This is a genomic window from Nitrospirota bacterium (assembly GCA_004296885.1).
Taxonomy (GTDB): Bacteria; Nitrospirota; Nitrospiria; order Nitrospirales; family Nitrospiraceae; genus SYGV01.
Genome location: SCVN01000007.1, coordinates 236,136 through 254,560 on the forward strand (window position 1 = coordinate 236,136; position 18,425 = coordinate 254,560).

General features: G+C 63.1%; 17 protein-coding genes. 7 read left to right on the top strand and 10 right to left on the bottom strand.

The genetic code is table 11. From position 1 onward, the window contains the following. Positions 1 to 79: 79 nt before the first annotated feature. The 4 genes from EPO61_04615 to lexA all read right to left on the bottom strand — a co-directional run bounded on the left by EPO61_04615 (position 80) and on the right by lexA (position 3,158). Positions 80 to 991 (bottom strand): hypothetical protein, encoded by a 912-nt coding sequence (locus EPO61_04615; GenBank protein ID TAJ10000.1) that lies wholly within the window; start codon positions 989 to 991, stop codon positions 80 to 82. Positions 992 to 1,055: 64 nt separating this feature from the next. Then, positions 1,056 to 1,733: a hypothetical protein gene (locus EPO61_04620; GenBank protein TAJ10001.1), complete on the bottom strand. Its 678-nt coding sequence runs from the start codon at positions 1,731 to 1,733 to the stop codon at positions 1,056 to 1,058. 60 nt (positions 1,734 to 1,793) lie between these two features. Further along, positions 1,794 to 2,459 (bottom strand): hypothetical protein, encoded by a 666-nt coding sequence (locus tag EPO61_04625; GenBank protein TAJ10002.1) that lies wholly within the window; start codon positions 2,457 to 2,459, stop codon positions 1,794 to 1,796. Positions 2,460 to 2,534: 75 nt separating this feature from the next. After that, positions 2,535 to 3,158, bottom strand: a complete 624-nt coding sequence (gene lexA, locus EPO61_04630; GenBank protein TAJ10003.1) for a transcriptional repressor LexA — start codon at positions 3,156 to 3,158, stop codon at positions 2,535 to 2,537. 243 nt (positions 3,159 to 3,401) lie between these two features. Between lexA and EPO61_04635 the strand changes: the two genes are divergently transcribed. Next, positions 3,402 to 4,430, top strand: coding sequence for a class I SAM-dependent methyltransferase (locus EPO61_04635; protein TAJ10004.1), 1,029 nt, complete (start codon positions 3,402 to 3,404; stop codon positions 4,428 to 4,430). Between the two features lie 12 nt (positions 4,431 to 4,442). Here EPO61_04635 and EPO61_04640 read toward each other — a convergent pair whose 3' ends face one another. From EPO61_04640 to EPO61_04650, 3 genes are read right to left on the bottom strand one after another with little or no spacing between them, the layout of a single operon-like run. After that, positions 4,443 to 5,006, bottom strand: a complete 564-nt coding sequence (locus tag EPO61_04640) for a DNA-3-methyladenine glycosylase I (protein TAJ10005.1) — start codon at positions 5,004 to 5,006, stop codon at positions 4,443 to 4,445. A 3-nt stretch (positions 5,007 to 5,009) separates the two neighbouring features. Further along, complete coding sequence (locus tag EPO61_04645; protein TAJ10006.1) at positions 5,010 to 5,885, bottom strand: NAD(P)-dependent oxidoreductase; 876 nt, start codon at positions 5,883 to 5,885, stop codon at positions 5,010 to 5,012. 33 nt (positions 5,886 to 5,918) lie between these two features. Further along, positions 5,919 to 7,139: a formylglycine-generating enzyme family protein gene (locus EPO61_04650; GenBank protein TAJ10007.1), complete on the bottom strand. Its 1,221-nt coding sequence runs from the start codon at positions 7,137 to 7,139 to the stop codon at positions 5,919 to 5,921. On the opposite strand from EPO61_04650, the gene EPO61_04655 reads away from it, so the two are divergent. Continuing rightward, entirely contained in the window at positions 7,121 to 8,287 is a 1,167-nt protein-coding gene (locus EPO61_04655; GenBank protein TAJ10008.1) for a ribulose 1,5-bisphosphate carboxylase large subunit, read from the top strand. The genes EPO61_04650 and EPO61_04655 overlap by 19 nt on opposite strands. 9 nt (positions 8,288 to 8,296) lie before the next feature. Then, positions 8,297 to 10,489: a B12-binding domain-containing radical SAM protein gene (locus tag EPO61_04660; GenBank protein TAJ10009.1), complete on the top strand. Its 2,193-nt coding sequence runs from the start codon at positions 8,297 to 8,299 to the stop codon at positions 10,487 to 10,489. Positions 10,490 to 10,667: 178 nt separating this feature from the next. Here EPO61_04660 and EPO61_04665 read toward each other — a convergent pair whose 3' ends face one another. The 3 genes from EPO61_04665 to EPO61_04675 all read right to left on the bottom strand — a co-directional run bounded on the left by EPO61_04665 (position 10,668) and on the right by EPO61_04675 (position 13,308). Beyond that, on the bottom strand, positions 10,668 to 11,303 hold the full coding sequence (locus tag EPO61_04665; protein ID TAJ10010.1) for a peroxiredoxin: 636 nt from the start codon (positions 11,301 to 11,303) through the stop codon (positions 10,668 to 10,670). Between the two features lie 103 nt (positions 11,304 to 11,406). Then, on the bottom strand, positions 11,407 to 12,381 hold the full coding sequence (locus EPO61_04670) for an MBL fold metallo-hydrolase (GenBank protein TAJ10098.1): 975 nt from the start codon (positions 12,379 to 12,381) through the stop codon (positions 11,407 to 11,409). Positions 12,382 to 12,432: 51 nt separating this feature from the next. After that, the gene (locus EPO61_04675) at positions 12,433 to 13,308 is read right to left on the bottom strand and encodes a hypothetical protein (GenBank protein ID TAJ10011.1); all 876 of its coding nucleotides are present in this window, start codon (positions 13,306 to 13,308) and stop codon (positions 12,433 to 12,435) included. Between the two features lie 283 nt (positions 13,309 to 13,591). Here EPO61_04675 and EPO61_04680 point away from each other — a divergent pair, with 283 nt between their 5' ends. From EPO61_04680 to EPO61_04695, 4 genes are all read left to right on the top strand, one after another. Beyond that, a complete protein-coding gene (locus tag EPO61_04680; protein TAJ10012.1) occupies positions 13,592 to 14,767 on the top strand; it encodes an NAD(P)/FAD-dependent oxidoreductase in 1,176 nt (391 codons plus the stop codon). Positions 14,768 to 14,873: 106 nt separating this feature from the next. After that, positions 14,874 to 16,622 carry an AAA family ATPase gene (locus EPO61_04685; protein TAJ10013.1) on the top strand — a complete coding sequence of 583 codons (1,749 nt, stop codon included), beginning with the start codon at positions 14,874 to 14,876 and terminating at the stop codon, positions 16,620 to 16,622. An 83-nt stretch (positions 16,623 to 16,705) separates the two neighbouring features. Continuing rightward, positions 16,706 to 18,232 (top strand): peptidase, encoded by a 1,527-nt coding sequence (locus EPO61_04690; GenBank protein ID TAJ10014.1) that lies wholly within the window; start codon positions 16,706 to 16,708, stop codon positions 18,230 to 18,232. Beyond that, entirely contained in the window at positions 18,229 to 18,423 is a 195-nt protein-coding gene (locus EPO61_04695) for a ubiquitin-like protein UBact (GenBank protein ID TAJ10015.1), read from the top strand. Before EPO61_04690 ends, EPO61_04695 begins: the two co-directional genes overlap by 4 nt. Positions 18,424 to 18,425 lie beyond the last annotated feature (2 nt).

Genomic DNA, 18,425 nt, shown 5'->3' on the forward strand with positions numbered 1-18,425 from the left:
GACCGTCAACGCGGCCAGCCCTGCAGGACGCCCTGCCGGCGGCGGCGGACAGGGAGCCGTCAACCGATTCGTACCCACCTTAGGCTCCGTGCTCGGTCATCAACCACCCGGCGACGGAGAGTCGCTTATACTCCCCACCCACGGGGTCCACACGGCACACACGATGGAACCGGGGGACGGTAAAAAGGACCAACGAGCCGGGCAGCGGCGCAATGCAATGGGTGATGGAGAGTCGGCGTCTATTCATGCCACCGCCGGAGCCGTTCGCATAGATGATCAATTCGCCCCCCCAGTCCGGCTGCCATTCATCATGCAGGTAGGTGACGAGGGCAAGGCGCCGTAACGGTGCCACGCCATGCCGTGCATTCGCCGGTCCGGCGGTTTGCACCGTATCGTCATGTGTCAGCAGACAATCGCCCGCCGCATAGGAATAATAGCTGAAGCTCATGTGTCGCCGCCGGATACTCGGGAACGACTCGATGTAGCGCTCGATGCACGGCAGCGACAGCCGCTCCAGTAACCGTTCTGCTTCCGGTCGAGCCATCTCCGCCTTGCCCCAGTTGCCGCAGTCAGGAAACGTCGCCCGAACGTGCGGCATCTCGGACAACGCTCTCCAGGCTGCGCGCGTCCCCGCCTGCAACAGGACTTGGCGTTCCGCATCCGTCCAGAAATCTTCAATGACCAGGACCGGATCCCGGTGGAAGGAAAACTCGTCGGCATCGAACTGATTCCAGGATATATTCATGCAGCGCTTTCTTGACTCCTCTCTTGAGTGAGCGGCCCGAACGAAGCCGCCCGCTTCGCTGCAAAATTCGATCCATGCCTGCGTTTGAAATTGTGCCGTGCCCGTTGCTGTTGAAGAGCTGGAAGAACGCCTCTGATACGCGATCGGCATGTCTTGAAATGGGGGGCGCGTACGCCCCATTCGCAGGATCCAGCACTGAGCGTTGCGTGCGAATTCGCCCATTGCTGAGTCGATCTCAGCGATCACTGGAGAGGCAATGAGTGAGCTATCCGTGAAGGAACCGGCTGGAGCGTGGCGCGAGCAAACGGAGTTACCGGTGGAGAACGGCCAGGAGCTTGTCCCGATCACCGAATATCTGGTCCCGGATCTGCTCCACCGCTTCGGTGAAGGCCCGGTTCAATCTGGCATGAGCCGGGTAGAGGGGCATGGACCAGTAATGATGATCGCGGCCCTCGATCTGGCTATAGTCCGCCTGCCCACGATAGGTCCCCAGCATCCTGCCGTCCGCTGTCGAGAGCACCAACTCGAGATCCACCTCGCCCGCCCATTGCTGGAACGGCACCCAATAGGCATGGGCCGCCCAACTCATCCAGGGGACATGGAGCCAGGAGGGGGTGGACACCTCCCCATAGAACTGATGGATCGTTCCGCTCAAGATCAGATCTGGGCTTTGTTGGTTCCGATGGAGCGTCTGAAAGACGCCGGTCGCGCTGAAGTCCGCCACGATCGCTTTGGTGACCAAGACGCTGAGGTCCCCTTCCATCGAGCCAGGGGCGGTCTGGGACAAACTGGCCTCGCTGGAATTTTGCTTGTCGTCAGGCGGCGAAGCATCGACCAGTGGCCGCACCAGCACCTTGGCGGGAATCGTATCGAACGTCGCCTCCATCTTCAGCGTCGGCTTGTAGGGAGTGGCGCAGGCGGTGAGGAGTAACGTGACGCCGACGCCGGGCAAGAGCTGCAAGGCACCGGTCAAGAAAGAGCGCGACATACCGACATACTAGCGACGGGCCGTCGCCACTGCAACCGAAGCTTCGTTCACCAGCCAGGCTCACGCACCGGGCCAAGCCTCGTGGGGAATGTGCCAGGTGGACAGGACGCCCGCGCGCCGCTCGCGCAACAGCAGGCCTTCGTGGCCCTCTACCGCTTCGATCACGCGATCCGCCTTCCGCTGCAAGGCTTCCAGCAGATGCCCCCGCCGCGGGAGCGAGGGCGGCGGGCAGAGGCAGAGGACGCGGCAGCCCTGGCCGGCCAGGAGCCGGAGCGAGGCGAACAGCACCTGTGCCAGCCGGACCGCCTCCGCCGCAGGCACCGTCTCGTCGTAGAACGTCTCCAGCGGTCCGGAGAGAACGACCGCACTGCCGCGGGCGGCGCGGAGGGCCGGGCCCAGCCGTTCCGTGACCAGCTGGACCATCTGGTGGCAGGTAAAAGCCCGCGACACCTGGATGGAGGGCAAAATCCTGCGCGGCAGTGAACCGGCGGCGCGGGCCAGTCGGCCGATCAGAAATGGATCGAAGGCATTGGCCCCGTCCAGATAGAACAGCGACTCGCCCGCGAGGCTTCGGTCCACGACGGCGCAGAGCCCCAGTTGCAGCACGGCCGGATGGCCGTGAAGCACCACCAGTCCATCGCTCTGGGTGAGCCGCCAAGGCCCCTGGTGGACAAGCCGGTCTACCGGAACGGGCGAGGGAACGGAAGACTCGATCGTTGCACTCACCGATGGCAGCCGCAGTGGAAGGATCTGAGGGCAAAAAGTCCGGCTCATCATGATCGCACCTCCATACAATATCGATTAAACCAGAGAGGGGAGACGGAGCACCCCTTGCACCTTGCCCAAAATGCGGACCACCGGGCCATCGGGCGTCAGCGGAATCGGCGCATACTTGGGATTCTCCGGCTGCAATTCATACCCGTCGGCAGTTCTGGCCAGCCGTTTGACCGTAGCCTCGTCATCCAGCAACGCCACAACCAACTCGCCCGGTTCTGCCTGATCCTGGGCTTTCACCAACACGTGGTCCCCATCCAGAATCCCCGCGCCGACCATGCTGTCCCCCTTCACCCTCAAGAGGAAGGGCCTGTCCCAACGGACAAGCGATCGATCCAGCACCACCCGGTCGAGCACTTGCTCCTCCGCAAGCAGCGGCGGCCCGGCCGCGATGCGTCCAAGGATCGGCACCGACACCCCGTCTACCTGCGAAGCATCACGGGTGAGGTGGAGCGCCCGGCGCGCCCCCGCCTTGCGGACCAGACGTCCCTTTTTTGCCAGCGCGCTGAGGTGCTTCTTCACGCCGTTGAGACTCGACAGTCCGTGGTGATCGGCAATCTCACGTAGCGTGGGCGGGTAATGGTGGGCGGCGGTGTACTGTTCGACGAAATTCAGGATCAGTTCCTGGCGATTGGTTAGTTGCAGAGCCATGGTGCATAAAAGTACACCATATATGAAAAAGATGTCAATACATAATTATTGCAATTTTTTCATGAAGTTATGAGTAGATAACCGTTCGGACTAAGACAAGCGATGCATGAGAGATGATCCTGACTGTTTACCGGAAATCATTAAATGTACCGAGAATCTCGCTGGATAAATTGACCGACGTTCATCGCTCACGTACTCTATTTCCTTCATCCTGATCGGATCGTTGATACGAATCAAACGCCCATGCCTACGAGTAACTTCCAATCGCACTTTTCCACCGCGCAGTCCGTGGACCAGGCCCTCGCGGCGGTGGAAAGCCGGCTGGACAAACTCAATCTCCCCGTGTTGGAACAGAAGCTGGGGTGCAGTCTGGATCGGCTGATGCGCGTGGCGGCGGCAGAGCCTGGGGCCCAGTGGGCATTGCGGTTTTCCGATGAGAAGGCGTTTCTGCTATCGCTGGCGGAAGATGCGGCCCGCAGCGAACTCGGCCGCTTCCTGCTCTGCGCGCGGGGGTTGAACTGGCGCGCCACCGACCTCCTGTTCGATCCGGCCTATCAGGCAACGCTCCGCCAACAGGAGCGTGACCACAGCCTGGGCCTGTTCGATCGGTTGGCCTTCTTCACCTGCCCTCTGTTCCTCGCAACGCGGGAGCGCTTCCGCATCTTTCAGCAACAAACACAGCCGTTGGTCACGGACGGAACCGTCCTGGCCAGCCTGCCCTGCGGGCGGATGCGGGACCTGCTCAGCCTGGATTATGCTCACCTCGGGCAGGAGGTTCGGCTCGTCGGCCTCGACAAAGACCCGGAAGCGCTGCAGGGAGCTCAGACCCTTGCCACCGAGATGCAAACGATGCGGCCTGCGCGGTGCGCCGTAGAGTTTCTCGCCTGCGACATTCTTAAGCCCAACCTGACCGAGACCGGCATTCGCGAGAAGTTCGACGTCGTTACCAGCAACGGGTTGAACATCTACCTCAACGACGACCAATGTCGGACCTTCTACCGTCACGTGCATGAGGCCCTGAAGCCGGGGGGAACCTTTATCACCAGCCACATCGTGCCTGCCGAGGAATACCGGTGGGACCAGATCAACCGGGACCATTGGCACCTGCAAGCAATCATCTTGACTGTGCTGATCGGCGCGCTCTGGGAGCCGCGGGTGAAGCCGGCACAACTGGTGCGAAAACAGTTGGACGCGGCGGGATTCCGGGAGGTGCGGACCCGCCCGGACTTACAGGGCATCTTTCCGACCTTCGTTGCGAAGAAACCCCGGTAGGCGAGAAACTGTTTAGCGGAGCTGCCGGTAGCGAAAACAATTGATCCGATGGTCGTTGACCATGCCGACGGCCTGCATGAAGGCGTAGCAGATCGTCGAGCCGACGAACTTGAACCCGCGTTTGGCCAGGTCCTTGCTCAACGCATCCGACTCAGGGGTCTTGTCCGGCGTCGGCTTGCGTATTGGCCGGCGGTGAACTTTTGGCTTGCCCCCGACAAACCGCCAGAGGTAGGCATCGAAGCTCCCGAATTCTTGCTGCACGGCCAGGAAGGCCTTGGCGTTCTGGATGGCCGCCGCGATCTTGAGCCGATTGCGCACGATGCCTGCGTTGCCGAGCAGTTGCCGGACTTTACGCTGGCCGTAGCGAGCGATGATGAAGGCATCGAAGCGATCGAAGGCGGCGCGATAGCCCTCGCGTTTTTTTAAAATCGTGGCCCAGCTGAGGCCGGCCTGGGCCCCCTCCAAGATCAAGAATTCGAACAGCAACCGGTCGTCGTGCACCGGCTGACCCCATTCCTCATCATGGTAGCGGATCATCAGTTCGCCGGCATCGGCGGCCCAGGCGCAACGCTCCATCGCTTATCCCTTGTTCGTGTCGGATGGGTTCACCAGGCTATGGACCGCCGAATAGTCCACGTCGGCCAGGCCCTGGGCGACGGCTTGCTGCAAGAGCTGGCGCACCCCGGATGCGCAGTCGGGATTGAGTCCGAGGCCCTTGGCCTCGTCGAGAAAGAGGTTCAGATCTTTCAATAAATTCTTCGTGGAGAAGTTGGGATCGGCATAGTTACGCGCCAGCAGGCGCGGCAGCTTTTTCTCGAAAGCCGGGGCGAAGAGGGCGCTCTGGCGCAGGATGCCCATGAACATTTCGACGGGAATGCCCTCCCGCTGCACTAATCCCACGCTCAACGAGAAGGCTGCGATTTCCGCCGCGATGAGCTGGTTGAGCGCCAGCTTGAGCGCGGCGGCCTTGCCCACCGGACCGATCAACCGCAGCTCGGGGCCGAAGCTCTTGAGCAGCCCGGCCCAGCGGGTGAACTGCGCTTCCGTGCCGCCCACCATGACCAGCAGTCTCTGTGTCTTTGCCTCGGCAATGCTGCCCAAGACCGGCGCTTCCAGATACTCTCCGCCGGCCGCCTGTACTTCCTGTTGGATCGCCCGGCTTTCCTGCGGCCCGATCGTGCCCATCTGAATCACGGTCCGGCCCTTGAGCTCTGCCTTCCCTGCCGGTGACAGCAACATACGGCGGATAGCGCCCGCATCCGCCAGCATCAGGATCACACAGGCTCCGGCGCGAATCGCCGCCTCTGGCTGCGCCGCCACGGCGATCCCGACCTTCGGCAGATCCGCAATCTTCTCCTGTGTGCGGTTATAGATCGTGACCTGATGACCCGCAGCCTGTAGCCGCTCCGCCATCGGCCGTCCCAACAGCCCAGCCCCCAAAAATCCGATATGCATGGCAACCTTTTGTTCTGCGCAAAGCGTGCCTGCCTACTTCGGCAGGCTCATCGCGCAGCGCAAGCCCACCGTGTCGTGGCGGTAGATGGGCGTGTCCCAGTCGCGGTTGGCGGAACGGGCGCGCAGCGCCCCGTTGGCCCAGGAACCGCCGCGGATCACTTTGTACTGGCCGGTAGCCGGCCCTTGGGGATTGTGCTCCTGCTCTTTCTTGTAACTCCCTCCGTACCAGTCGTGGGTCCACTCGGCCACGTTCCCGATCATGCCGTGCAGGCCCCAGGGATTAGGTTCGAAGGAACCGATCGGCGAGGTCCGTGGGAAGCCGTCCGTGTACCCATGGACGATCCCACCGATCAGCTGCCGCGCCGATTCGTCGGCGATGTTCCCCACCTTCCGTTCGCGGGGCTCTTCATCGCCCCACCAGAAGAGGGTGTGGGTGCCGGCCCTCGCCGCATATTCCCACTCCGATTCGGTCGGCAACCGCTTCCCCGCCCAAAAGCAATAGGCATTGGCGTCTTCCCAGGACACGGACACGACCGGGTGCTGATCACGATGGGGCAGGATCGGCGTGTCGCCCCCCTCCGGCTGCCGCCAACTGGCGCCCTTCACCGCCACCAGCCCCCGGCCCTGCACCCAGGCCTTGGCCCAGCCCTCCCGCTCGGCGGTGGTCAGGTAGCCGGTGGCGGCGGTGAACTGGGCAAACAGACGATTGGTCACTTCATGCACATCCAGATAAAAGGCGTCGAGCGAGACCTTGTGCCGGGGCATTTCGTCTTCATACCAACCCACGCAGGTCGCCTCATCCAGTTCCTGGTTCGTGCGGCAGTCCTGGATCACCAGATCCACCTCGGCCCTCGTACTCCCCATCCAAAAGGAACCGGCCGGCACCAGGATCATGGCGGCTCCATCCCGTCCCGTAATCTCCTGACCCGGACCCGGTGCGCCATTGGGAGACGCAGCTCCGCTCGGATGGTATTCCGCAGGACTGGGTCCGGGACACAAGACCAGGGCGCCGAGCGCCAACGCCACTCCGATTGTCAGGCCCGCGAAGGAGACCTTGCACTGTCTCATGCCGCACCGATCCGCTGTCTCATCGTCCGCCCCTGTGACCGCCGGCGATCGTTTGAGAGAGAGTAAAAGAATCCGACGCCGCATACAAGAGGCTGGTCTTTTGCCACTGGCCCAGGTAGGCTGATCCCGATTTTTCCACGCGACGCTCACCCGACAGGGATCGAACGATGGCGGACGCCGCTTCATTCCAGTTCTCCGGACAGCGTTTCACCGTTGAATACCGTCTGAGCGGGACGGAGGCGGAAGCGCGCACGAAAGCGGCCTCGGTCTGCAACGATCAGACGGTCGAGGCGCCCGACAAGATCATTCCGGCGGGCATGATCCGCGAACAGATTCTGGGGCGGGTGGAACGGTTCACCAGCGCGGCCGGCTCATCGCTCGCCGCCATCAGCTATCCGATCGAGCTGCTCGGCCAGGACTGCGCCCAACTGCTCAACGTCCTGTTCGGCATCAGCAGCCTCAGGCCCGGCATCCGCGTGGAACGGCTGGAGATCCCCGAGGCGGCGGTGCAGGCGAAAGACTGGCCCGGGCCGCGCTTCGGCCGGAACGGGTTGCGCGACCTCGTCGGCACCCCCGTCCGTCCGTTGGTCTGCGGCGTGCTCAAACTGCTCGGCTTGTCCCCGACGGCATTGGCCGACCTGGCCTATCAGTTTGCTCTGGGCGGACTCGACATCATTAAAGACGACCAGGGCCTCGCCGACCAACCCTTTTGCCCATTCGAAGAGCGAGTGGCGCGTTGCGCCGAGGCCGTGGCCAAAGCCAATCAGGAAACCGGCCGGCACTGCCTCTATCTGGCACACGTGACCGGCCGCTGGGAGACGATGAAACAGCAAGCCTTGTACGCGAAGCGCGCCGGCGCCGGGGGCCTGCTGGTCTGCCCGGGGTTGGCCGGGTTCGATGCCCTGCGCGACCTCGCGCTGGATGACGCCATCGCGCTCCCGATCCTGAGTCACCCGGCCCTGCTCGGAAGTTTTGTCACACAGGCCGACAGTGGAATAGCCCCGACGGTCCTCTTCGGCCAGCTCCCCCGGCTGGCGGGCGCCGATGCCAGCTTGTACCCGATCTACCATGCGGGGTTTCCGGTCACGCGGGACGACTGCCGGGCCATTGCCAAGGCTTGCGGCGAATCCTGGGGCCATCTGAAGCCGATCTTCCCCACGGCCGCAGGCCGCATGGGCTTCGAGCGGGTGCTCGAGATGTGCGAGTTCTACGGGCAGGACTTGCTCTTCATTGTGGGCAGCAGCATCCAGCAGCATCGGGCCGGACTGGTCAAGGCCTGCCGGCTGTTCATGGACGAGGTCGCCCGCTCTACCCAACAGGCTGCGCCAAAATAGCAGGCACCGATGCATTCTCCCTCACTGCTCCTCATCATCCCGCCGCTGACGCAACTCAACACCCCCTATCCGTCCACCGCGTACCTGACCGGCTTCCTCCGGTCGCGCGGCTATCGAGTCGCGCAAGCCGACGTCGGGATTGAAATGGTCCTGGCCCTTTTCTCCCGGGCCGGGCTGACGCTGGTGTTCGACCGCATCAGCCGCGCACAGGGCAAGCTGCCGGGAGAAGCCCGTCAGATGCTGGCGCTGCGGGATGCTTACCTAAATACGATCGACGCGCTCGTCGAATTTCTGCAGGGCCGCAATCCGACCCTGGCTCCGTTGATCTGCCAAGGCCGGTTCCTGCCGCAAGGCCCCAGATTCGCAGCCGCCGGCGGAGCCGACTTGGGCTCCTCGGCTCACTCCATGGACCAGGCCAAACGATGGGCGACAATGTACTTGGAGGATCTGGCCGACCTCGTCCAGGCGACCGTGGCGCCCCAGTTTGCCTTGAGCCGTTATGCCGAGCAGGTCGGGACCTCGGCTTCCTCGTTCGAGCAAATCGCGCGGGCGCTGGCCAAGCCGCCCAGCCTGACGGATCAGCTCATGCTGGATTCTCTGTGGCGGCATGTTGACGAGGTCCATCCAACCATCGTCGGACTCACCGTGCCCTTTCCCGGCAACCTCTATGGAGCCTTCCGGATTGCACAGGCGCTGAAAGCCGGCCGGCCCGAGATTACCATCGTCCTAGGGGGCGGCTATGCGAACACGGAACTGCGGCGCCTGGCCGATCCCCGCTGCTTCGACTATGTGGACGCCGTCACCCTGGATGACGGCGAACGTCCCTTGCTTTGCCTGCTTGAATATCTGTCGGGTGCCCGCGAGCAAGGTTTGTTGCGCCGGACGTTTCTTCGATCCGGCGACAAGGTCGTCTGGCAGGACGGAGCAGAAGAACCGGACGTGACCATGGAAGCAGTCGGCACGCCGACCTACGATGGGCTGCCGCTGGACCGATACATTTCCATCCTGGACACGCTGAACCCGATGCACCGGCTCTGGTCGGACGGGCATTGGAACAAGCTCACGGTCGCGCACGGCTGCTATTGGAAGCAATGTACCTTCTGCGATGTGGGGCTGGACTACATCGGCCGCTACGAGGCGGCGCCCAGCGCCATCCTGGCGGACCGGATCGAGGCCCTGATCGCCGAGACCGGGAAGCGTGGGTTCCACTTCGTGGACGAGGCGGCCCCGCCGGCCGGCTTGAAAGGACTGGCGCTAACACTGCTCGAACGGGGCCAAACGATCAGTTGGTGGGGCAACATCCGCTTCGAAGAAGCCTTCACGCCGGACCTCTGCCGACTGCTCGCCGCCTCCGGCTGCATCGCCGTGAGCGCCGGGCTGGAAGCGGCCTCGGACCGACTGCTGGCCGAGATGAAAAAGGGCATCACCGTGGATCAGACCGCAAGGGTCGCCGTGGCCTTTCACGAGGCCGGCATCCTGGTCCATGCCTACCTCATGTACGGTCTGCCGGGCGAGACAGTTCAGGAAACGGTGGAGAGTCTGGAGCGGGTCCGGCAATTGTTCGCTCAGGGATTGATCCAGTCGGCCTTCTGGCACAAGTTCACGGCCACGGCGCACAGTCCGATCGGCTTGGCCCCTGCAGCCCACGGCATCCGGGTCACCGGCCCGCGCTTCGACGGTTTTGCCGAAAACGACCTGACCCATCGGGACCCCCATGGCTCTGCGCCGGACTGGCTGGGGGCCGGGCTGCGGAGGGCCACGTTGAACTTTATTGAAGGCAAGGGCCTCACGGCCAACGTGCAAAGCTGGTTCGATAAGTCGGTCGAGAAGCCGAAGGTCCGTCGCAACTGGGCCAGCCTGGCCCTGGCCGGAAGAGCACGAGAAGATGATCCGACGGCGGAACGACGGATCGTCTGGACCGGCGGGACCCCGGCGGTGGAAACGTTACGAGGAACGAGCCGACGCGTGATTCTCCCCGGCAGGACGGACGATGCGGAGCTTCGACTGGAGGCAGAGAAGGCCGCTTGGTTAGTCGGGTTGATCCGCGAGGCCACGCCTGCCCGTAACAAGCAGGGCGAGGGCTACCCCTCGCTCAAAGACGTGCGCGCCGCCTATCCGTTGGGCGGGCCCCGCGCTTTCGACGCGCTGCTTCGCTCCGCCGCCTGGCGGCAAGCGCGAGCCATCGGGTTGTTGCTCGTCTAGGGATAAAAAAGGGCCGCTGGAAATTCTCCAGCGGCCCCCTCGGTACGCACGGCAGAAAGGGTGTTCAAACAGCCTATCCGGCAAGGCCGCAGCGAGCGAGATGCCGAGGCGTACCTTTCTCGTACGTTGAGGCATCGAGCGACGCGAGAACGCCGCCGGCAGGCTGTTTCAACACCCGTTACTTGTTCGGCTGCGGCGTGATGCGCAGATACGGCTTCACCGCTTTGAAGCCCTTGGGGAACAGGGTCTTGGCTTCCGCGTCGGATACGGCCGGGGTAATGATGCAGTCCTGGCCGTCCTTCCAATTCACCGGCGTCGCCACCTTGAACTTGGCGGTGAGCTGCAGCGAATCCACCACCCGCAGCAGCTCGTCGAAGTTCCGCCCGCAGGAGGCCGGATAGGTGAGCATGAGCTTGACCTTCTTGTCCGGCCCGATGACGAACACCGACCGCACGGTCATGTTGTCCATCGCGTTCGGATGGATCATGTCGTAGAGCATCGCCACTTTCTTCTCCGGGTCCGCGATCAGCGGATAGCTCACCTGGCACCCCTGCGTCTCGTTGATATCCCCGATCCAGCCCTTGTGGGACTCCAGCGGGTCCACGCTGATCGCCAGAACCTTCACGTTCCGCTTCTTGAATTCGCCCGACAGCTTGGCCATGTAGCCCAATTCGGTCGTGCAAACCGGCGTGAAATCCTTGGGGTGCGAGAACAGGATGCCCCAGCCGTCGCCCAACCACTGATGAAAATTAATGGGCCCCGCTGTCGTCTCCGCCGTAAAGTTCGGCGCCTCATCGCCCAATCGTAGTGCCATGTCGGACTCCTTTCATTTATGAGAAGGATGATGGATCGTGTGCGGTCGGCCTCCGGACCTCTAGGATACGGCCTTCTCCTGCCGATGTTCAATAGGGGGAGCGCTAGACCTCGACCGACGTGCCTTCTCGGGCAAAGCACCAGTCGACTTCGTGGAACGGAAGGTTTTTTTCCCGCGCCGTTTTCTTCTGCCGTTCGTAATACTCGCGGGTCCGCGCCTCGGCCTCGGCGATCTTGTCATCCGACGAGGCCGGCTCGTGATGGATAAAGCGCACCTTCTTGATCCCTTCGCTGATCGCCAGGTCCAGCCCGATCAGCGCGGCCGCGTGCCCCCAGTCCACCTTCTCGACCACCTCCATAATGGAGTACTGGGCGTCGAACACCATCAGGTCCGCCCCCTGGTACAAGGGCAGGTCCGGACCGAGGTCCTCCCGGCTCATACGCGTACACTCGGTATCCGCACAGTGAGAAAAGACCTTGCCTCGATGTGCGAAGCGGTAGCCCCAACAGGGGTCCGGATGGTCCAGCCGGTAGGGCGTGACCGTCAGATCGCCCAGTTGCGTCGGCTGACGGGGCGGCAACCGGTGATACACCACTGTGCCTCCGATTCGTTCGAGCGGCACGGGAAAATTCGGCTTGCGGAAGAGCGTGCGCAACACCTCGGGCAGGTCCGGCTCGACGGCGTAGAGATGGATCTTGTTGCCCGGGATGAAGAGAGGCGTGAAGAACGGCAGCCCGATCAGGTGATCCCAGTGGAAATGGGTGAACAGGAGGTGGACTTCGCCCTGGCCCTGGCCGCAGGGGCCCTTCAGCAGTTCGTAGCCCAACAAGCGGAGCCCGCTGCCTGCGTCGATGATAACCTGCTGGGTCTCGGTCTGCACGTCGAGGCAGAGGGTATTGCCTCCATAGCCGCCGATCTGTTGGGGAGGCAGAGAGCCCAGGAAACGGTCGATATCCTCGGCACCCCGGTTCCCGGCGGAAAAGAAGGCGTGGAGCAGGTCGCGCGTTCTCGTAATCAGAGCTTGCGGCGCGGTAGGCGAGGGGAGCGAGCCGCGGACGCCCCAGAATGTGACGCGCATGGCCATAGGGTCCAAGCCTCCCATTCTCGGCCTGGGCGAGTCAAGAGCGCCTCACCAGTCCAGGGATGGCTGCGGGACCTGCGGCAACAAGGGATGGTCGGTCAGCGCCTCATAGGCCTGGCTGATCGAGCTGACCGGGGAAACTTGCACGAGAAAGGGCGTGAGCCAGTCGCTATCGGCAATGTCCAGCTCGTCCGGCACCAGCACGCGGTGCATGTGCGCATAGCCGGCCGCGATGACTTTCAACGGCACAGCGCCCACCGGCGAAATGTGCCCGTCCGGCGTCACGGCGCCGGTCATGACCCGATCGGAGGGAATGAATTCGCCTTTGGCCAGAGCCACCACGGCCAGGGCCACCATGGCGGATAAGCTATCGCCATAAATGGTGACGCCGGCATAGGGCACGGACAGGATAACGTTCCAGGAATCGGTGGAGAGGCCGGCGGCCTGAGCCGCCCGCCGGATCGCCTGCTCGACGGCGGTCTGGGCCATGCGTGAGAAACGGCCGGGCGAGGTTCTGAAGTGGACGGCCAGGCCGGTCCGATCCAGCCGTTCGTCGAAAGCCAGGATGAGGTTCGCAACGGTGCCGATGGGCTGTGATTCCATCGTCACGCCGAGGATGGGGATGAGTTGCTCCCGCTGCCCGCTGAACGCCTGGGCTGGCGGCGCCTGAATCAAGATTGCGGCCAGCGCCAGGATCGAGGCCAGCGCCAATGCCGGCATCATGACCGGCGACCCGCGCGCGCGGCCTGGCCGCGTTGCGGTCCCCACAATCTCTGGACGCCGCCTTACCCCATCAGTCGCCCTCCTGCGACACCATGCATTCGTCCAGGCTGCCCTCCCAATCCCGAGCCGGCCGATACTCCAATAATGGACAGACCGGCTGATCGTCCTGCCGTTTCCGGAGCGCCGCCGACAGCCCGTCATAGATCGCACGGGCCGACTGCGACCAGTCCACGTTGAACGGTTGCCCTTGAAAGGCCGCCTCCGCCGCTTTCATCTCATCATGCGTGAGGGGTCGCGGTCGCTTGAAAGTGTTCATGATCATCGCATTGACTCCGCATCCGCTTCTGCTAACCCTATCGGTCGGAGGGTAGGGGAAGCTTGAGCGGGGCCCCATTCCAGCGAAAAATCGACAAAAAGTTCCGCCAGGGAACAGCGAGACCTGTCCCCGTTGCTTTCCGAACCAGCCTCAGCCATCCTGGCCCCCATGTCCCAATATGACGTCATCGTGATCGGGGCCGGCGGGGCCGGCCTCATGTGCGCCCTACAAGCGGCCAGACGAGGCAGACGGGTGCTGGCGCTCGACCATGCGCCGAAGATCGGCAAAAAGATCCTGATTTCAGGCGGCGGCCGCTGCAACTTCACCAACCTCCATGCAAGCCCGGCCAACTTCGTTTCGCACAATCCTCATTTCTGCAAGTCGGCTCTGGCCCGCTTCACCCCAGACGATTTCATACAGATGGTGAAGGACCACGACATTCCGTTTCACGAGAAGAAGCTGGGACAGTTGTTTTGCGACCGCTCCGCGCGAGATATCGTCGCCATGCTGGTCCAGGACTGCGAGAAGGCCGGCGTGACGTTCCAGCTCGACTGCCTGGTGCAGACCGTCACGAAACCCGACCGGTTTCTCGTGGAGACTTCTCGGGGCTCATTCTCGGGCGAGTCGCTGGTGGTCGCCACAGGCGGCCCTTCTGTGCCTGACACGGGCGCCACGGATTTCGGCTATGGACTCGCCAGACAGTTCGGGCTGGCCCTCGTCGAACCGGCGCCGGCCTTGGTCGGGCTCACCTGGAGCGAACCCGACCTCCGTTCGTTCGGCGATCTGGCCGGCGTCTCGGCCGAGACGGTCGTCACCTGTCGGCAGGCATCCTTCCGGGAAAATATCCTGTTCACGCACCGCGGCCTGAGCGGCCCGGCGATTCTCCAGGCCTCCCTCTATTGGAACCAAGGCGACCCGATCACGATCGACCTGTCGCCGGACTTCGATTTGACCACCTGGCTCCTGGAGGCCAAGCGCCTTGGCGAGAAAACCGAGTTGAAGACATGGCTGGCCTCACGTCTACCTAAACGGCTAGCTGAAAAGTTTTGCGCCCTGTATCTGCCGTCAAAACCCCTGGTGCAACTGGCGGACAAGGACCTGGCCTCCTTCGCCCAACGGCTTCACCGGTGGACCGTCACGCCGAGCGGCACCGAGGGGTTCAAGAAAGCCGAGGTCACCAGGGGCGGGGTGGATACGGACTCACTCTCCTCCCGAACCATGGAAGCCAAGCAAGTCCCAGGTCTCTATTTCATCGGGGAGGTCGTGGACGTGACCGGCCAACTGGGCGGGTATAATTTCCAATGGGCCTGGGCGTCAGGTTTCGCGGCTGGCCAGTCTGTGTAACAGACGGTGAAACTTGGATCGTTGCCCTTAAGGAACTTGCAAAGAAAAGTGTGGTAGCATGACCGACATGTCATCACGGCCGGCTGGTTGATCCGGCGGAGGAACCATGAGCGACCATCGAGACCCGAATGAACGAGATAAAAGGAAGGCCGGAGGAAAAGAACAAGTAACGGGACAGGGCTCCTCCTCGCCGAACGATCCCCTGGTCTTGATCGACGACTGTTTAGCCTCCCTGCCGGACGACGATCCACGGCAGAAGATCCTCTACAAGCTCCGTCATCTGATACTGCAGGAAGGGGCGGCCCACCAGCAACGGGAAGCGGAATTCAAGAAACTCAGCGAGGTGGTAGGCAAGCTGACCGCGCCGGCCAACCGGATCGGCACCTTGTTGGAGCTGCCGGCGGACGGCTTGGCCCGCATCGTCGTGGGCGGGGCCGAGTATTACACGAATGTGGACCCGCGCGTGGCGCCGGCCGAGCTCAAGATCGGCACGCAAATCCTGGTGAACGAGGCCTATGCCCTGATCAAGACGCTCGGCTACGACCGCAATGGTCCGGTGCTGAAGGTTTCGGATACCTTGCCGGACGGGCGCATCCGCTTCGAGCAGGAGCCGGGTCGCCAGGCCTTGATCCTCCAACGGGGGAGCGACCTGGTCGGGGTGGAGCTCAAGGCCGGCGACGAGGTGCGGATCGACCCGAGCCACCGCATCGCCATCGAGCGGCTGGAGGACCGGCAAGCAGACCGCCATCTGCTGGACGAAGTGCCGACCGTCACCTGGGAGCAGATCGGCGGGCAGAAGGCCGCGATCGAGGCCATCCGTAAGGCCATCGAATATCCCCTGCTCCATGCCAAGACCTTCGAGCAGTTCAAGTTCACCCAGCCCAAGGGCTTCCTCCTCTATGGCCCTCCCGGCTGCGGCAAGACGCTGATCGGCCAGGCGGCAGCGGCGAGCCTGTCCAAACTCGTGGGGGACTCCCAAGAAGCCCAGGCTTCACCGGACAGGCCCAAGGTCACAGGCGGGGCTTTTCTCCACGTCAAAGGCCCCGAGATCCTCAACATGTGGCTGGGCGAATCGGAACGGATCGTCCGCGATCTGTTCGCCCAGGCCCGCGCGCGCCGCAAGGCCGGCTTGCTGCCCTTCATCTTCATCGATGAGGCCGAGTCCATCCTGGGCACCCGCCGGGCCATGCGATCGTTCAATATCAACAATACGCTCGTGCCGATGTTCTGTTCGGAAATGGACGGCATCGAGTCGCTACGCGACGTGGTGATCATCTTGGCCTCCAACCGGCCGGACCTGATCGACCCGGCGGTGCTACGGCCGGGACGGATCGACCGCAAGATTAAGGTGGCTCGCCCTGGTCGCGAGGAAGCGGCGGACATCCTGAAGGTCTACCTGACGGCCGACTTGCCGCTGGACCGGTCGCTGCTGGCTTCGCACGGCGGCAGCCAGGAGGCTGCCTGCCAGGCTCTGCTGACGCAGGCGACGGAGGCGATCTTCGGCAAGACCGATTCCAACCGGCTCCTCTCCGTCCGCCTCCGCAACGGCCAGCACAAGGTGCTCTACCGGGCCGATCTGGTCAGCGGGGCCATCCTGGCGTCCATCGTCCAGCGGGCCAAGGAACGGGCCATTGAAAGGGTGATCGGTGCGGCAGGGAGCGAAGCGGGATTGACCAAAGACGATCTGATGATTTCGATCGACGCCGAGTTTCGTGAAGGGGAAATGCTCCCGCCGGACGACGCGGCGGAGGAGTGGCTCAAGCTCCTAGACCACCACCCGGAACAAGTGGTGGGGATTTCCTCGTTCCGCAAGGGCCGGCCGGCGGAAGAGCGGCTGATCGGCCAGATCATTTAAGCGTTGGAAAGTCCGTAAAGTCAGAAAGTTGGCAAGTCGCAGACTTTTGACTTTATGACTTTTCGACTTTCACACTTTACGACATGCGTTTATTTGGCCTCGAAACCGAGTACGGGATCACGCGCGAAGATCTGGACCAGGTTGATCCGGTCGTGGAGTCCATGGACCTGGTGCGGGCCTACCTGACTGCATCCTTCGAGCGGACCTGGGACTACCAGGGGGAAGACCCCCATGAAGACGCCCGCGGCTTCCGCGTCTCCGGCTTGCAGCAGGACAAGGAAGAGGACGAGTTCGCCAAACAGGACGCCCACCGGCCCTTTTCCTTCTATGAGATGAAGAGCGATCTGGTCCTGCCGAACGGCGCGCGGTTCTACAACGATCATACCCATCCCGAATACTCCACCCCCGAATGCCGGACCCTGCGCGACCTGATCGCCCACGACCGGGCCGGCGAGCGGATCGTGCAGCGGGCGGCGGACCGGCGTAACCGGGCCCTGGGCGGCCCGCACGTGCAACTGTACAAGAACAACACCGACTTCCACGGCCACAGCTACGGCTGCCACGACAACTACCTGCTCCTGCGATCCGTCCCGTTCCCAGCGCTTGTCCAGGGCCTCCTGCCGTTTCTGGTCAGCCGCCAGATCATTGCCGGAGCCGGCAAGGTGGGCATCGAGGCTCAGGAGAGCGGATTCCAGCCGGGACGGTATCAACTGTCGCAGCGGGCGGACTTCATGGAAACCGAGTTGAGCGTGGACACGATGCACAACCGGCCGATCTTGAACACGCGCGACGAGCCCCACGCGGACCGGACCCGCTTCCGGCGGCTCCACCTGATCGTCGGCGACGCGAACATGTGCGAGTATGCGACCGCCTTGAAGGTGGGAACGACTCGACTTGTCCTGGACCTGATCGAACTGGGCCAGGCCCCCGCAATACAGCTCGACGAGCCTGTGGCCGCCATCAAGGTCCTCTCGCAGGACCCGGACTTGAAAGCGCTGGTGCGCCGAAACGGCGGCGGCACGATCTCCGGGCTGGAGATTCAAAGCCTCTATCAGCAAGCGGCGCAGCAACACCTTTCCGGCTCGGACGAGGAAACCGACTGGGTGATCCGCGAATGGGGCGAGACCTTGCGGCTGCTACAGAGCGACCGGAGCCGGCTCGTCGGCCTGCTGGACTGGGTCACCAAGCTCTGGCTCCTGGACGCGTTCATGGAGGCCGAACATGTTGCCTGGGACGACCCCTGGCTGACGAGCCTGGACCTGGAATATCATAATGTGAATCAGGCACGGGGCCTCTTTCTCGGCCTGGAGGCCGAAGGCAAGACGAGGCGGCTTGCAACCGAGGTGGAAATCGAGCAAGCTCTGCGCGAAGGGCCGGCGGACACCCGCGGCGGGATCAGGGGACTCTGCGTCCGGCGGTTTCCGGACCAAGTTAAATCGGTACAATGGGAACAGGTGCGGTTCAAGGGACTGCTGAAGCCGCATACCCTCGACATGGGCGACCTGTTCGAGCCGGATCGAGTGCAGGAGCTGGGACGGATTCTGGCCAAGGCCGCCTCTCCGTCGGAGGCCTTGACGGAGTGGAAGGAAAGAAAGGATCGGCAACCATGAATGAACGTATAGACCTGGAACGGCGCGAGCGGCCGTTCGACCCGATGCCCAAACCGACCGGCCCGGGCGAAGAGGGCGGTGGCCCGAAGCGGCCAGAGACCGGTTCGCCGGACAAGGACAATTTGCTGAAACGGATGCGCAAGGTGGACCCGAAGCAGGCGGAGCGGTACCGCCAAAGAACCGGGGAGTAGGC

Coding starts and splice junctions, on each gene's coding strand:
- EPO61_04660 (TAJ10009.1), top strand. CDS start 8,297: ATGCATTCTCCCTCACTGCTCCTCATCATCCCGCCGCTGACGCAACTC.
- EPO61_04650 (TAJ10007.1), bottom strand. CDS start 7,139: ATGAAGCGGCGTCCGCCATCGTTCGATCCCTGTCGGGTGAGCGTCGCG.
- EPO61_04645 (TAJ10006.1), bottom strand. CDS start 5,885: ATGCATATCGGATTTTTGGGGGCTGGGCTGTTGGGACGGCCGATGGCG.
- EPO61_04620 (TAJ10001.1), bottom strand. CDS start 1,733: ATGTCGCGCTCTTTCTTGACCGGTGCCTTGCAGCTCTTGCCCGGCGTC.
- EPO61_04695 (TAJ10015.1), top strand. CDS start 18,229: ATGAATGAACGTATAGACCTGGAACGGCGCGAGCGGCCGTTCGACCCG.
- EPO61_04665 (TAJ10010.1), bottom strand. CDS start 11,303: ATGGCACTACGATTGGGCGATGAGGCGCCGAACTTTACGGCGGAGACG.
- EPO61_04670 (TAJ10098.1), bottom strand. CDS start 12,381: ATGCGCGTCACATTCTGGGGCGTCCGCGGCTCGCTCCCCTCGCCTACC.
- EPO61_04635 (TAJ10004.1), top strand. CDS start 3,402: ATGCCTACGAGTAACTTCCAATCGCACTTTTCCACCGCGCAGTCCGTG.
- EPO61_04685 (TAJ10013.1), top strand. CDS start 14,874: ATGAGCGACCATCGAGACCCGAATGAACGAGATAAAAGGAAGGCCGGA.
- EPO61_04675 (TAJ10011.1), bottom strand. CDS start 13,308: ATGACGGGCTGTCGGCGGCGCTCCGGAAACGGCAGGACGATCAGCCGG.
- EPO61_04690 (TAJ10014.1), top strand. CDS start 16,706: ATGCGTTTATTTGGCCTCGAAACCGAGTACGGGATCACGCGCGAAGAT.
- EPO61_04680 (TAJ10012.1), top strand. CDS start 13,592: ATGTCCCAATATGACGTCATCGTGATCGGGGCCGGCGGGGCCGGCCTC.
- EPO61_04640 (TAJ10005.1), bottom strand. CDS start 5,006: ATGGAGCGTTGCGCCTGGGCCGCCGATGCCGGCGAACTGATGATCCGC.
- lexA (TAJ10003.1), bottom strand. CDS start 3,158: ATGGCTCTGCAACTAACCAATCGCCAGGAACTGATCCTGAATTTCGTC.
- EPO61_04655 (TAJ10008.1), top strand. CDS start 7,121: ATGGCGGACGCCGCTTCATTCCAGTTCTCCGGACAGCGTTTCACCGTT.